This is a genomic window from Streptococcus mitis (assembly GCF_000722695.1).
In the GTDB taxonomy this organism is placed as follows: Bacteria; Bacillota; Bacilli; order Lactobacillales; family Streptococcaceae; genus Streptococcus; species Streptococcus mitis_O.
In genome coordinates this window covers 244,058-258,690 of sequence record NZ_JPFU01000012.1, presented here as the reverse complement: position 1 = coordinate 258,690, position 14,633 = coordinate 244,058, and the positions used below count along the sequence as shown (strand labels likewise).

General features: G+C 40.3%; 11 protein-coding genes, 1 pseudogene and 1 other annotated feature. All 12 genes and pseudogenes read left to right on the top strand.

The features are described 5' to 3' along the window. Nucleotide 1: 1 nt before the first annotated feature. The 12 genes and pseudogenes from SK629_RS05230 (at nucleotide 2) to SK629_RS11485 (ending at nucleotide 14,408) form a co-directional block, all read left to right on the top strand. Nucleotides 2-1,471: an O-antigen polysaccharide polymerase Wzy family protein gene (locus SK629_RS05230; protein ID WP_042900888.1), complete on the top strand. Its 1,470-nt coding sequence runs from the start codon at nucleotides 2-4 to the stop codon at nucleotides 1,469-1,471. Next, nucleotides 1,464-2,498, top strand: coding sequence for a hypothetical protein (locus SK629_RS05225; protein WP_042900887.1), 1,035 nt, complete (start codon nucleotides 1,464-1,466; stop codon nucleotides 2,496-2,498). The genes SK629_RS05230 and SK629_RS05225 overlap by 8 nt, the downstream gene beginning before the upstream one ends. A gap of 200 nt (nucleotides 2,499-2,698) precedes the next feature. Beyond that, nucleotides 2,699-3,436 (top strand): adaptor protein MecA, encoded by a 738-nt coding sequence (mecA, locus tag SK629_RS05220; RefSeq protein ID WP_042900886.1) that lies wholly within the window; start codon nucleotides 2,699-2,701, stop codon nucleotides 3,434-3,436. 151 nt (nucleotides 3,437-3,587) lie between these two features. Further along, nucleotides 3,588-4,874, top strand: coding sequence for a homoserine dehydrogenase (locus SK629_RS05215; RefSeq protein WP_042900885.1), 1,287 nt, complete (start codon nucleotides 3,588-3,590; stop codon nucleotides 4,872-4,874). A 1-nt stretch (nucleotide 4,875) separates the two neighbouring features. After that, nucleotides 4,876-5,745 (top strand): homoserine kinase, encoded by an 870-nt coding sequence (thrB, locus tag SK629_RS05210; protein WP_042900884.1) that lies wholly within the window; start codon nucleotides 4,876-4,878, stop codon nucleotides 5,743-5,745. A gap of 213 nt (nucleotides 5,746-5,958) precedes the next feature. Further along, nucleotides 5,959-6,897, top strand: a complete 939-nt coding sequence (gene msrB / locus SK629_RS05205; RefSeq protein ID WP_042900883.1) for a peptide-methionine (R)-S-oxide reductase MsrB — start codon at nucleotides 5,959-5,961, stop codon at nucleotides 6,895-6,897. Between the two features lie 60 nt (nucleotides 6,898-6,957). Then, nucleotides 6,958-8,682 (top strand): ABC transporter ATP-binding protein, encoded by a 1,725-nt coding sequence (locus SK629_RS05200; protein ID WP_042900882.1) that lies wholly within the window; start codon nucleotides 6,958-6,960, stop codon nucleotides 8,680-8,682. A 1-nt stretch (nucleotide 8,683) separates the two neighbouring features. Continuing rightward, nucleotides 8,684-10,432, top strand: coding sequence for an ABC transporter ATP-binding protein (locus SK629_RS05195; RefSeq protein WP_042900881.1), 1,749 nt, complete (start codon nucleotides 8,684-8,686; stop codon nucleotides 10,430-10,432). Between the two features lie 114 nt (nucleotides 10,433-10,546). Continuing rightward, a complete protein-coding gene (locus SK629_RS05190; protein ID WP_042900880.1) occupies nucleotides 10,547-11,806 on the top strand; it encodes a TRZ/ATZ family protein in 1,260 nt (419 codons plus the stop codon). 76 nt (nucleotides 11,807-11,882) lie between these two features. Next, nucleotides 11,883-12,018 (top strand) — a sequence feature (ribosomal protein L10 leader region). Nucleotides 12,019-12,056: 38 nt separating this feature from the next. Further along, a complete protein-coding gene (gene rplJ, locus SK629_RS05185) occupies nucleotides 12,057-12,557 on the top strand; it encodes a 50S ribosomal protein L10 (RefSeq protein WP_042900879.1) in 501 nt (166 codons plus the stop codon). 74 nt (nucleotides 12,558-12,631) lie between these two features. Further along, nucleotides 12,632-13,000 carry a 50S ribosomal protein L7/L12 gene (gene rplL / locus SK629_RS05180; RefSeq protein ID WP_001196965.1) on the top strand — a complete coding sequence of 123 codons (369 nt, stop codon included), beginning with the start codon at nucleotides 12,632-12,634 and terminating at the stop codon, nucleotides 12,998-13,000. 387 nt (nucleotides 13,001-13,387) lie between these two features. After that, nucleotides 13,388-14,408: pseudogene (locus SK629_RS11485) on the top strand (IS630 family transposase). The last annotated feature ends 225 nt before the right edge of the window (nucleotides 14,409-14,633 follow it).

Genomic DNA, 14,633 nt, shown 5'->3' with positions numbered 1-14,633 from the left:
AGTGATTGATGGAAAACGATTGTTATTTAGTTTGACCATAGTCAGCTATGCCTTGACGTTAGTAAGTGGAATTGTGTATCTGTTTAATAATAATAATGTTAACTTACTTTCTACTTTATTGTTCTTACTGGTTAGTAGCTTAATTGCCTGCTGGAATGATATCAAGTATTACTTAATCCATTTTATTTTCTTTTTAACCATTTTTATATTTCTGGTATCAAGACCGACCATTGATTATTTTAGGGATGGAGCTTTGGATACCTATCATCCGATAGCCTATCGCTTTGCTTTTATAGTCGTCATGGTTTCGATTCTGGGTTTGACTACAGGAGGCGTCCTAGCTCGTTACTTCATAGCTAGGAAGAAAATAAAAGTACCAAAGATAGGAAATTCTATAAAAGAGATTTATATCAAGCGGTTACGCTTTGTATCACTAGGAGTTTTTCTTCTAACTTATCCATTCTATTTCATTAGATTATTTGAACGTCTCTTGTATCGCTTGCAGACGTCCTACTACGCCTACTATGCAAATTTTGAAAGTAAACTGCCTTATTTTACCTACATATTATCGACCTTTACGGTCTATGCAATGTGTATGTATCTGGCAACCAAGCCAAAGAAATTGCAGGCAACAGCAGTTCTTGTCTCCTTTATTGCAGCTAATACCATTCATTTGGCAATCGGGACACGAAATCCCTTTATTTTAAGTATTTTATTTGCTTTTGTTTATTACTTTATGCGAGAGCAAACTGAAAAAGGAAAATGGATTGGGTTTAAAGAAAAGTTAGCGATTTTTGTAGGTTCTCCTATTCTCATGTTAGGAATGGGAGTGCTCAATTATGTACGGGATAATGTCCAGGTTTCCCATACAGGTTTCTGGGATATCCTGCTCGACTTTATCTATAAACAAGGAACCAGTTTTGGTGTTCTGGCTCGAGGTTTTCTATTTAACAATAGTTTACCTTATCGAGATTTCCGTAATTTTACTTTTGGCCCTGTTCTTGATTATTTTGCAAGAGGAAGTTTGGGGGCTATTTTCGGAGGAAAAGCCTTTGAGCATACAACTAATAGTGTGGAACTAGCTATTGATAGTAATAGTTATGCCCACAATCTATCCTATCTTGTTTTGAACAAGGAATATTTGAAAGGACATGGTATCGGAAGTAGTTATATCATGGAGTTGTATACAGACTATGGTATGGTAGGAGTCTTTCTACTTAGTCTCTTACTAGGCATGCTATTTATAGCCATGTTGCAAGTAGCCTATCGCTCTAGAACAATCCTATTTGCCTTGTCCCTACTCATCTTGAACAATCTATTCTTTATGCCAAGAAGTAGCTTTTCAGAAAGCTTCTTCAATCTATTTACAATGCAATTCTGGGGAATTGTTATTGTGATTATATTCGTAGCAAAAATGCTTACAAAAGAGAACCAGTATCTACTCAACAAAGGAGAAAAAAATCATGTTTGAACATTATTCAGTAGCTGATTTATTTGCAAATCTTTACAAAAAACGAAAAGCAAATATTTTAGTACTCATCGCTTTATTTGCTCTCATTGCTGTACCATTTACAATTAAAGCAGTTAGGAATAAAAATACTGTTAAAGACACAACAAGTTATTCAACTTATCTTAGTTATAAAATCACTCCTCCAGAAGATTCAGCTAAAACGATTTTGAATCATCAAATTGGTGGTTATAGTGATTTCTACGGGAAATTGATTGATGGGAATTTGAATGGAGCTTATCTTTTCAATGATATAGAGTCTAGTGAGTTGAAAAAAATTGCCAGTGAATTAGATACGACAGAAACAACCTTGAAAAATTCTACGAATGATTATTGGTGGAAAAAACTGACTGTCTACTATATGATTGACGATGCAGGGGTTGGTGTGAAAATTTTGACACCAAGTAAAGACGCTAATGACTTGTTAGAGCGAAAAATTGATGGATTGATTGAGAAATTTAAACATACTTATGCAAATGTAAAAATTGAAAAATTGGAAACCATCAACTCTAAAGAATTGAATGCAAACGGTGAGACAGCGCTTGGATTGAATGTGAAAAACTTGATTCTCCGTTTAGCTGTTATTGGAGTAGTCTGTGTGATTTTGGTTGTGATGGGAAATGTATTGGTTTATCTCTTTAATCCAACAATCAATAGAGCAGGTGATTTTTCTCAATATCAAATTGATTTTGTAACAGAGATTACAACAATTGCCAACCTAGCAGATGTCTTGTCATACAAAAATGCTGGACAAGAATTGACTATCGTTAGCTCAAATAAAGCTATCTTAGATAAATTGAAACAAAATCAAGAGGCTTTAAAAGGAATGCATTTTGTCGATTTACAAGATGTGCCATCTCTTTTGGAAAGAGATACAGTCCTTCTTGTTGAAGAGTATGGAGTGACTCGTTATAAGAAATTTGAACAAAGTCTTCAAATTCTTAGAAATTTAAATCGTTCTATCCTTGGTGTAGCAACCTTTAAACTATAAGCTTTCTGATGTATTAGGTCTTCAAAGTTGGCTAAGAGCCGGTTTTGAAGGCTTTTTCTATTTGTTAGCAGAAATTTCCCTTTAGAATTTTCTACAGAAGTTACCCTAGGGAAAATCTAGCCCGATAGAGGAGCCTTCTTTTGATAAAATCGTAAAAATCTAGTATAATAGATAGAACTGAAAGTATGAGGTTACTAGCAATGAAAATGAAACAAATTAGTGATACAACTTTGAAAATCACGATGTCTTTAGAGGATTTGATGGATCGTGGCATGGAGATTGCTGACTTTCTTGTTCCTCAAGAAAAAACAGAAGAGTTCTTTTATGCTATCTTGGATGAGTTAGAGATGCCTGATAGTTTTCTGGATACAGGCATGTTGAGCTTCCGTGTGACTCCAAAACCTGATAAGGTAGATGTCTTTGTAACTAAATCAAAGATTGACCAAAATCTAGATTTTGAAGACTTATCGGATTTACCAGATATGGAAGAATTGGCTCAAATGTCGCCAGATGAATTTATCAAAACCTTGGAAAAAAGCATCGCAGAAAAGACTAAGGATGATATCGAAGCGATTCAATCTCTAGAGCAAGTAGAAGCCAGGGAAGAAGAACAGGAGCGGGCTGAACAAGAAGCTGAAAGCAAGAAAGAACCTTACATCTACTACATCCTTTCTTTTGCTAAGTTGGCTGATTTGGTGGCTTTTGCCAAAACAGTAACTTTTGAGATGGAAACTTCTGAACTCTACAAAATGAACGAGCGCTATTATTTGACCATTTTAGTGGATATTGAAAATCATCCAAGTCCATATCCAGCTTGGCTCTTGGCTCGTATGCGCGAGTTTGCAGACGATAGTGATATCAGTCGTTCAGTCTTACAAGAGTATGGCCAAGTCTTGATGAATCACGATGCAGTGATCAATCTGCAAAAGATTGGATAATCATTTCTGGAAAGCTATTTTCAGATTTTAAGAAGAGCGAATCGTTTGATTCGTTTTTTCTTTTCTAGACTGAAATAGTGATTTACTATAATAGGAATTTTCACAAAATTCTGTTATAATGGCTATATTAGAAAATTTCGAGGAGACAAACATGACAGTTAAAATTGCTTTACTAGGATTTGGTACCGTTGCAAGTGGCGTGCCTTTCCTCCTAAAGGAAAATGGAGAAAAAATCAATCAATCAGCACATTCAGAGATTGAAGTTGCTAAGGTATTGGTCAAGGATGAAGATGAAAAGAATCGCTTGCTTGCAGCAGGGAATGACTTTAACTTTGTAACCAATGTGGATGATATTTTATCAGACCAAGATATTACCATCGTAGTGGAATTGATGGGGCGTATCGAACCTGCTAAGACTTTTATCACTCGTGCCTTGGAAGCTGGGAAACACGTTGTTACTGCCAATAAGGACCTTTTGGCTGTCCATGGTGCAGAATTGTTAGAAATCGCTCAAGCTAACAAGGTAGCACTTTACTACGAGGCAGCAGTAGCTGGTGGGATTCCAATTCTTCGTACTTTAGCAAATTCCTTGGCTTCTGATAAAGTCACGCGCGTGCTTGGAGTCGTTAACGGAACTTCCAACTTCATGATGACCAAGATGGTGGAAGAAGGCTGGTCTTACGATGATGCTCTTGCGGAAGCGCAAAGACTAGGTTTTGCAGAAAGCGACCCGACAAATGACGTGGATGGGATTGATGCGGCCTACAAGATGGTTATTTTGAGCCAATTTGCTTTTGGTATGGAGGTTGCATTTGACGATGTAGCCCACAAGGGAATCCGCAACATCACACCAGAAGACGTAGCTGTAGCCCAAGAACTTGGCTATGTAGTGAAATTGGTTGGTTCTATTGAGGAAACTCCTTCAGGAATTGCTGCAGAAGTAACTCCAACCTTCCTTCCTAAAGCACACCCACTTGCCAGTGTGAATGGAGTGATGAACGCTGTCTTTGTAGAATCTATCGGTATCGGCGAGTCTATGTACTATGGACCAGGTGCTGGTCAAAAACCAACTGCAACAAGTGTGGTGGCGGATATTGTCCGTATCGTTCGTCGCTTGAATGATGGTACCATTGGTAAAGACTTCAACGAATACAGCCGTGACTTAGTCTTGGCAAATCCAGAGGATGTCAAAGCAAATTACTACTTCTCAATCTTGGCTCCAGACTCAAAAGGTCAGGTCTTGAAGTTGGCTGAAATCTTTAATGCTCAAGATATTTCCTTCAAGCAAATCCTTCAAGACGGAAAAGAAGGTGACAAGGCACGTGTGGTCATCATTACACATAAGATTAATAAAGCCCAACTTGAAAATGTTTCAGCTGAATTGAAGAAGGTTTCAGAATTCGACCTCTTGAATACCTTCAAGGTGCTAGGAGAATAAGATGAAGATTATTGTACCTGCAACTAGTGCCAATATCGGGCCAGGATTTGACTCGGTCGGTGTAGCTGTAACCAAGTATCTTCAAATCGAGGTTTGCGAAGAACGAGAAGAGTGGCTGATTGAACACCAGATTGGCAAATGGATTCCTCATGACGAGCGTAATCTATTGCTCAAAATCGCCCTGCAAATTGTACCAGATTTGAAACCTAGACGCTTGAAAATGACCAGTGATGTTCCCTTGGCGCGTGGTTTGGGTTCTTCTAGCTCGGTTATTGTTGCTGGGATTGAACTAGCCAACCAACTGGGTCAGCTCAACTTGTCAGACCATGAAAAATTGCAATTGGCTACTAAGATTGAAGGGCATCCAGACAATGTGGCTCCAGCTATTTATGGTAATCTCGTTATTGCAAGCTCTGTTGATGGGCAAGTTTCAGCTATTGTGGCAGATTTCCCAGAATGTGATTTCCTAGCCTACATTCCAAACTATGAATTGCGTACTCGAGACAGCCGTGGCGTCTTACCTAAGAAATTGTCTTACAAGGAAGCTGTTGCTGCTAGTTCTATCGCCAATGTGGCGGTTGCTGCCTTGTTGGCAGGAGATATGGTGACAGCTGGTCAAGCAATCGAGGGAGACCTCTTCCACGAGCGCTACCGTCAGGACTTGGTGAGAGAATTTGCGACGATTAAGCAAGTGGCCAAAGAAAATGGTGCCTATGCAACCTACCTCTCTGGTGCTGGGCCGACAGTTATGGTCTTGGCTTCTCATGACAAGATGCCAACGATTAAGGCAGAATTGGAAAAACAACCCTTCAAAGGAAAACTGCATGACTTGAAAGTTGATACGCAAGGTGTCCGTGTCCAAGCAAAATAAAGAATAGAAGATAGGATGGGGAAACTCTTGACCAGAGGGCTTCCTATCCTTTTTTTGAAAAGAAGTTTATACTTAATGAAAATCAAAGAGCAAACTAGGAAGCTAGCCACAGGCTGCTCAAAACAGTGTTTTGAGGTTGCAGATGTAAGCTGACGTGGTTTGAAGAGATTTTCGAAGAGTATTAGTTAAAAACTTGATAAAGGAGAAATAAAGATGGCAGAAATTTATCTAGCAGGTGGTTGTTTTTGGGGTCTAGAGGAGTATTTTTCACGAATTTCTGGAGTGTTAGTAACCAGTGTCGGATATGCTAATGGGCAAGTTGAAACGACCAATTATCAGCTTCTTAAGGAAACAGACCATGCAGAAACGGTTCAAGTGATTTATGATGAGAATGCAGTGTCACTCAGAGAGATTTTACTTTATTATTTCCGAGTCATCGATCCTTTATCGATTAATCAACAAGGGAATGATCGTGGTCGCCAATATCGAACTGGGATTTATTACCAAGATGAAGCAGATTTGCCGACTATCTATACAGTGGTACAGGAGCAGGAGCGCCTGCTGGGTCGAAAGATTGCAGTAGAAGTGGAGAGACTGCGCCACTACATTTTGGCAGAAGATTACCACCAAGACTATCTTAAGAAAAATCCTTCGGGTTACTGTCATATCGATGTGACCGATGCTGAGAAGCCATTGATTGATGCATCAAATTATGAAAAGCCTAGTCAAGAAGTGTTGAAGAAAAGCTTAACTGAAGAGTCTTATCGTGTCACCCAAGAAGCTGCTACAGAGGCGCCGTTTACCAATGCCTATGACCAAACATTTGAAGAAGGGATTTATGTAGACATTACGACGGGTGAGCCACTCTTCTTTGCTAAGGATAAGTTTGCTTCAGGTTGTGGTTGGCCAAGTTTCAGCCGTCCGATTTCCAAGGAATTGATTCATTATTACAAGGATCTCAGCCATGGAATGGAGCGAATTGAAGTTCGTTCTCGTTCAGGAAATGCTCACTTGGGTCATGTTTTTACAGATGGACCTCGGGAGTTAGGTGGTCTGCGTTACTGTATCAATTCTGCTTCCTTACGCTTTGTGGCCAAGTATGAGATGGACGAAGCAGGATATGGCTATTTATTGCCTTACTTAAACAAATAAAATTGAGAGGGTGGGAGCTTCCCACTTTCTTCATTTTCAGAATAAGAATAGAAGGGATTTATGAAACACTTACTATCTTACTTTAAACCCTACATCAAAGAATCGATTTTAGCACCCTTGTTCAAGCTACTAGAAGCTGTTTTTGAGCTCCTGGTTCCCATGGTGATTGCAGGGATTGTTGACCAATCCTTGCCCCAGAGAGATCAAGGGCATCTATGGATGCAGATTGGCCTACTCCTTATCTTTGCAGTGATTGGTGTTGTAGTGGCCTTGGTAGCTCAGTTTTACTCAGCTAAGGCTGCGGTTGGATTTGCCAAAGAATTGACAAACGACCTCTATCGTCATATTCTTTCCCTACCCAAGGATAGCAGAGACCGTCTGACAACTTCAAGCTTGGTGACTCGTTTGACTTCGGACACCTATCAGATTCAGACTGGTATTAATCAATTCTTGCGCCTATTTTTGAGAGCCCCTATTATCGTTTTTGGTGCCATTTTTATGGCCTATCGCATCTCGGCTGAACTGACTTTCTGGTTCTTGGTTATGGTTGTGATTTTGACGATTGTCATTGTAGGGCTCTCTCGACTGGTCAATCCTCTCTACAGTAGTCTGAGAAAGAAAACAGACCAACTGGTTCAGGAAACGCGCCAGCAACTACAAGGGATGCGGGTTATTCGTGCTTTTGGACAAGAAAAACGAGAGTTACAGATTTTTCAAACCCTTAATCAAGTTTATGCCAAATTACAAGAAAAAACAGGTTTCTGGTCTAGTTTATTAACCCCTCTGACCTATCTGATTGTCAATGGAACTCTCCTCATCATCATCTGGCAGGGTTATATTTCAATTCAAGGAGGGGGACTCAGTCAAGGTGCCCTGATTGCCCTCATCAACTACCTCTTGCAGATTTTGGTAGAATTGGTCAAGCTAGCCATGCTGATCAATTCTCTCAACCAGTCCTACATCTCAGCCAAGCGAATCGAGGAAGTCTTTGCCGAAACTCCAGAAGATATCCATTCAGAGTTAGAACAAAAGCAAGATACCAGTAATCAGGTTTTACAAGTCCAAGAAATGACATTTACCTATCCTGATGCGGCCCAGCCTTCTCTGAGAGACATTTCCTTTGATATGAGTCAAGGGCAAATCCTCGGTATCATCGGAGGGACGGGTTCTGGTAAATCAAGCTTGGTGCAAGTCTTACTTGGACTTTATCTAGCAGACAAGGGAAGCATTGACCTTTATCGAGATGGACGTAGTCCTCGTAATCTTGAGCAATGGCGGTCTTGGATTTCTTATGTGCCACAAAAGGTCGAACTCTTTAAGGGAACTATTCGTTCCAACTTAACTCTAGGCTTAAATCAAGAAGTGACTGACCGAGAACTCTGGCAGGCCTTGGAGATTGCGCAAGCCAAGGATTTTGTCAGTGAAAAGGAAGGACTTTTGGATGCCCTAGTTGAGGCAGGAGGGCGAAATTTCTCAGGCGGACAAAAACAAAGGCTGTCTATCGCACGAGCAGTCTTGCACCAAGCTCCGTTCCTCATCCTAGATGATGCGACCTCAGCCCTCGACACCATCACAGAGTCCAAGTTCTTGAAAGCTATCCGAGAAAATTTGCCAGACACGAGCTTAATCTTGATTTCTCAACGACCCTCAACTTTACAGATGGCTGACCAGATTCTCCTTTTGGAAAAAGGTGAGCTACTAGCTATTGGCAAGCACGATGACTTGATGAAGACTAGCCAAGTCTATCGGGAAATCAATGCATCCCAACATGGAAAGGAGGACTAGCATGAGACGACAAACCGCAAACCAGACGCTCAAACGTTTAGCCGTAGATTTAGCAAGCCATCCCTTCCTCCTTTTTCTAGCCTTTCTAGGAACTATTGCTCAGGTTGGCTTATCAATCTACCTACCTATTCTGATTGGGCAGGTCATCGACCAGGTTCTAGTGGCTGAGTCTTCGCTAGTTTTTTGGCAGATTTTCATTCAGATGATCTTGGTAGTCATAGGAAATACCCTAGTTCAATGGATCAATCCTCTCCTCTATAATCGCCTAATCTTCTCTTATACCAAAGATTTACGAGAGCGAATCATCCATAAGCTCCATCGGTTACCGATTGCTTTGGTGGATCGGCAAGGCAGTGGGGAGATGGTCAGTCGTGTAACAACGGACATAGAACAGTTGGTAGCTGGCTTGGCCATGATTTTTAACCAATTTTTCATTGGCGTCTTGATGATTTTGGTTAGTATTCTAGCCATGCTCCAAATCCATCTCCTCATGACTCTCTTAGTCTTATTGTTGACGCCACTGTCTATGGTAATCTCACGCTTTATTGCCAAGAGATCTTATCATCTCTTCCAAAAGCAAACAGAGACTAGGGGAATTCAGACTCAGTTGATTGAAGAATCGTTGAGCCAGCAGACTATTATTCAATCTTTCAATGCTCAGGAAGAGTTTATCCAAAGGCTGCGTGAGGCTAATGATAACTATGCAGGTTATTCTCAGTCAGCCATCTTTTATTCATCAACGGTTAATCCTTCGACTCGCTTTGTAAATGCGCTCATTTATGCCCTTCTAGCTGGAGTGGGAGCTTATCGTATCATGATAGGCTCTACCTTGACCATTGGACGCTTAGTGACTTTTTTGAACTATGTTCAGCAGTATACCAAGCCCTTTAACGATATTTCTTCAGTGCTAGCTGAGTTGCAAAGTGCTCTGGCTTGTGCAGAGCGTGTCTATGCTGTCTTAGAAAGTCCTGAGGTAGCTGAAACAGGTAAGGAAGTCTTGACCAGTGACCAGGTTAAGGGAGCCATTTCCTTTAAACAGGTTTCTTTTGGCTACCATCCTGAAAAGATTTTGATTAAGGATTTGTCTATTGATATTCCGGCTGGTAGCAAGGTGGCCATCGTTGGTCCGACAGGAGCTGGAAAATCAACTCTTATCAATCTCCTCATGCGTTTTTATCCTATTAACTCGGGAGATATCTTGCTAGACAACCAATCCATTTATGACTATACCCGAGCATCATTGAGACAGCAGTTTGGGATGGTGCTCCAAGAAACCTGGCTCAAGCAAGGAACCATTCATGACAATATTGCCTTTGGCAATCCTGATGCCAGTCGGGAGCAAGTGATTGCTGCTGCCAAAGCAGCCAATGCAGACTTTTTTATCCAACAGTTGCCACAGGGCTATGATACCAAGTTGGAAAATGCAGGAGACTCTCTCTCTGTTGGGCAAGCCCAGCTCTTGACCATCGCCCGAGTCTTTCTGGCTATTCCAAAGATTCTTATCTTAGACGAAGCAACTTCATCCATCGATACGCGGACAGAAGTGCTGGTACAGGATGCCTTTGCTAAACTCATGAAGGGGCGCACAAGCTTTATCATTGCCCACCGCTTGTCAACCATTCAGGATGCGGATATGATTCTAGTCTTAGTGGATGGTGATATTGTTGAGTATGGGAACCATCAGGACCTTATGGATAGGAAGGGCAAGTATTACCAAATGCAGCAAGCTGCAGCTTTTAGCTCTGAATAATCCTTTCTATTTTAAAATCTTATGGCCAAAAAAAGTTGCCTTCGGGTGACTTTTTTGTTACAATAGCTAGAAAAATTATTCACTGTAAATTGTCTTTTAGAAAAGGAGCCTAGAATGAAAGTCTATCAGCATGTAAATATCGTGACTTGTGACCAAGATTTCCATGTTTATCTGAATGGAATCTTAGCCGTTAAGGATTCTCAAATCATCTATGTTGGTCAAGAGAATCCAGAGATTTTAGAGCAAGCTGAGCAGATTATAGACTATCAGGGAGCCTGGATTATGCCTGGCTTGGTCAATTGCCACACCCATTCTGCTATGACAGGTTTGCGAGGAATTCGGGACGACAGCAACCTCCATGAATGGCTCAATGACTATATCTGGCCTGCAGAAGCTGAGTTTACTTCAGACATGACTACCAAGGCGGTCAAAGCAGCGCTGACAGAGATGCTTCAGTCAGGAACAACAACATTCAATGATATGTATAATCCCAATGGAGTGAATATTGAGCAAATTTATCAGGCAGTGAAAGTCTCTAAGATGCGTTGCTATTTCTCACCGACTCTCTTTTCTTCAGAGGCAGAAACGACTGCTGAGACTATAAGCAGAACACGGGCCATCATCGAGGAAATCTTAGGATATGAAAATCCAAATTTCATGGTAATGGTAGCCCCACATTCTCCCTACAGCTGTAGTAAAGATTTGCTGGAAGAGAGCTTGGGAATGGCAAAAGAGCTAGACATTCCCATCCATATCCATGTGGCGGAGACCAAGGAGGAATCAGGCATTATCCTGAAACGATACGGCAAACGCCCCCTCGCTTTTCTAGAAGAACTGGGTTACTTAGATCATCCGTCTGTCTTTGCTCATGGAGTAGAATTAAACGAGCGAGAAATTAAACGCTTGTCAACTTCTCAAGTGGCAATTGCGCATAATCCTATCAGTAATCTCAAATTGGCATCAGGAATTGCTCCAATTATCCAGCTCCAAAAAGCGGGAGTAGCAGTGGGAATTGCGACTGACTCGGTTGCTTCCAATAACAATCTGGATATGTTTGAGGAAGGACGGACAGCAGCCCTTCTTCAGAAGATGAAAAGTGGAGATGCCAGCCAATTTCCTATCGAAATGGCTCTCAAGGCACTGACAATCGAAGGGGCTAAGGTTCTAGGAATGGAAAATCAGATAGGAAGTCTGGAAGTTGGCAAGCAGGCAGATTTTCTCGTTATTCAACCACAAGGGAAAATCCATCTCCAACCCCAAGAAAATATGCTTTCCCACCTAGTTTATGCTGTCAAATCCAGTGATGTAGATGATGTTTATATCGCCGGAGAACAGGTTGTTAAGCAAGGCCAAGTACTGACAGTAGAACTTTAAAAGAAAAATCACGAAAAAAGTTTAAAAAAAGTTTGCAAAAATCTTGCATTCTTTTTTTGACTATGCTATACTTATATACGGTTTGAAAAAACTGCCTAAGACAGTAGGGGAGCTTGACTCATAAGTATCCTACCGAGGACAAAACGTATCATGTAAAAAGAAGCGTATTGTACTTTCGTGTCTAGGTTTGGGCGCGTTTTTCTTTTGGAAAAATTCCCCAAGCAAAATAATAACGGAGGTGAACACACTAATGAGTGAAGCAATTATTGCTAAAAAAGCGGAACTAGTTGACGTAGTAGCTGAGAAAATGAAAGCTGCTGCAGCTATCGTCGTTGTAGACGCTCGTGGTTTGACAGTTGAGCAAGATACAGTTCTTCGTCGTGAGCTTCGTGGAAGCGAAGTTGAGTATAAAGTCATTAAAAACTCAATCTTACGTCGTGCAGCTGAAAAAGCTGGTCTTGAAGATCTTGCATCTGTATTTGTTGGACCATCTGCAATTGCATTTTCTAATGAAGATGTTATCGCACCAGCGAAAATCTTGAACGACTTTTCTAAAAACGCTGAAGCACTTGAAATCAAAGGTGGTGCAATCGAAGGCGCTGTCGCATCTAAAGAAGAGATTCTTGCACTTGCAACTCTTCCAAACCGCGAAGGACTTCTTTCTATGCTCCTTTCTGTACTTCAAGCGCCAGTGCGCAACGTTGCTCTTGCAGTCAAAGCGGTTGCAGAAAGCAAAGAAGACGCAGCTTAATCTTAAGCTACGCAGCGTAGCCTAGCTACGAAAAAACTATTATAAAATTTAAAACTTATTTGGAGGAAATAACAATGGCATTGAACATTGAAAACATTATTGCTGAAATTAAAGAAGCTTCAATCCTTGAATTGAACGACCTTGTAAAAGCTATCGAAGAAGAATTTGGTGTAACTGCAGCTGCTCCTGTAGCTGTTGCTGCAGCTGGTGCTGCTGACGCTGGTGCTGCTAAAGATTCATTCGACGTTGAATTGACATCTGCAGGCGACAAAAAAGTTGGCGTTATCAAAGTTGTACGTGAAATCACTGGTCTTGGACTTAAAGAAGCTAAAGAACTTGTTGACGGTGCACCAGCACTTGTTAAAGAAGGCGTTGCAACTGCAGAAGCTGAAGAAATCAAAGCTAAATTGGAAGAAGCTGGAGCTTCAGTTACTCTTAAATAAGAGGCATATACCAATTAGAATTCGGAATACTATAGTATCAGCCTTTTAGAATCGTGAACACATTTTAGAAACTGATAAATTAATTTAGTTTCCTACCAAAAACCCTACCAAAAATTAATTTGGCAGGGTTTTTCTTTTTAATAAATTTATTTTGGAGAACAGTTAAATATTGTTCTCCTTTTTTTATTTTCTGGAGGGAAAATGACAAAAGAATTACAATCATCACGCTATATTGTCATACTCTTCGAAAATCTCTTCAAACCACGTCAGCGTCGTCTTACCGTACTCAAGTACAGCCTGCGGCTAGCTTCCTAGTTTGCTCTTTGATTTTCAGTGAGTATCATTTCATACTATACTAAAATCAAAAACCATCTTATAATAGTAGTTATGAAACTTACAAACGAAGAAATACAGAAAATTGAAAAACTCCTGAGAGATTCATCGTATGCCAAATATCATAAACGTCTACAGATTATTTATTTTCGCTCAAAAGGAAAGAGTTATAAGGAAATCATGAATCTGCTAGATTGCAATAAAACAACTGTTTGGAGGAATTTGAAAAAATACAAGGAGTTTGGTTTAGAAGCTCTTCTTCAAGAGACTCGTGGTGGACGTCATCGAGAATATATGACTTACGAAGAAGAACAAGCATTTCTAAAACGTCATATAGAAGCTGCTCAGGCTGGGGAATTTGTAACTGTCAATCAGTTATTCGAAGCTTATCAAAAAGAAATTGGTCGCACTTCTACACGTGATGGTTTTTATTATCTCTTGAAACGCCATGGTTGGCGAACAGTCACCCCTCGACCTGAACATCCTAAGAAGGCAGACGCTCAGACAATTGAGACGTCTAAAAATAAAATCTACATTCGAGACCTTAAGTAAGCGCTTTAAAGAGAAGGGGACTTATAACAAAGTACGTTTGATCTACCAAGATGAAGCTGGTTTCGGGAGAATCAGTAAGATGAGTTCTTGTTGGGCTCCTCAAGGAATCCGACCTAGCATTCCTAGTCATTATATGCGAGAATATCGCTATTGTTATGGAGCGATAAATGCTCAGACAGGAGATTCCTTTTTCCTCATTGCCGGAGGATGCAATACTGAGTGGACGAATGAATTTCTACGGCAAGTCTCACAAGCTTATCCAGATAACTATATTTTACTTGTCATGGATAATGCTATATGGCATAAATCAAGTACCTTGGAGATTCCAAGTAATATTGACTTGGCTTTTATCCCACCTTATACACCAGAAATGAACCCTATTGAATAAGTCTGGAAAGAAATTCGAAAACGAGGTTTTAAAAATAAGGCTTTCCCAACATTGGAAGCTGTCATTGATAAGCTTCAAGAAGTTATTCAAGGATTGGAAAAAAATGTTTTAAAGTCCACTGTCAGCAGACAATGAACAAGGTTGCTTTTTGAATATAATTGAGTATTAACTGATTTGTGTTACAATCTTTATACATTGTCATGGCTTTCTAATTGTTTTGTTGTTATTTTAATTATAAACACTGACATAATAAAACGAGCATCTTTAACTACGAAAATGCTCGTTTTTTTGATAGTTAGAAGTGGGTTTTTGCCCAGCTTCTTTTTCCATGAAAAGGGGAGTAGAGCAAAAGATGGAAAG

Coding starts and splice junctions, on each gene's coding strand:
- SK629_RS05225 (WP_042900887.1), top strand. CDS start 1,464: ATGTTTGAACATTATTCAGTAGCTGATTTATTTGCAAATCTTTACAAA.
- mecA (WP_042900886.1), top strand. CDS start 2,699: ATGAAAATGAAACAAATTAGTGATACAACTTTGAAAATCACGATGTCT.
- SK629_RS05215 (WP_042900885.1), top strand. CDS start 3,588: ATGACAGTTAAAATTGCTTTACTAGGATTTGGTACCGTTGCAAGTGGC.
- thrB (WP_042900884.1), top strand. CDS start 4,876: ATGAAGATTATTGTACCTGCAACTAGTGCCAATATCGGGCCAGGATTT.
- msrB (WP_042900883.1), top strand. CDS start 5,959: ATGGCAGAAATTTATCTAGCAGGTGGTTGTTTTTGGGGTCTAGAGGAG.
- SK629_RS05200 (WP_042900882.1), top strand. CDS start 6,958: ATGAAACACTTACTATCTTACTTTAAACCCTACATCAAAGAATCGATT.
- SK629_RS05195 (WP_042900881.1), top strand. CDS start 8,684: ATGAGACGACAAACCGCAAACCAGACGCTCAAACGTTTAGCCGTAGAT.
- SK629_RS05190 (WP_042900880.1), top strand. CDS start 10,547: ATGAAAGTCTATCAGCATGTAAATATCGTGACTTGTGACCAAGATTTC.
- rplJ (WP_042900879.1), top strand. CDS start 12,057: ATGAGTGAAGCAATTATTGCTAAAAAAGCGGAACTAGTTGACGTAGTA.
- rplL (WP_001196965.1), top strand. CDS start 12,632: ATGGCATTGAACATTGAAAACATTATTGCTGAAATTAAAGAAGCTTCA.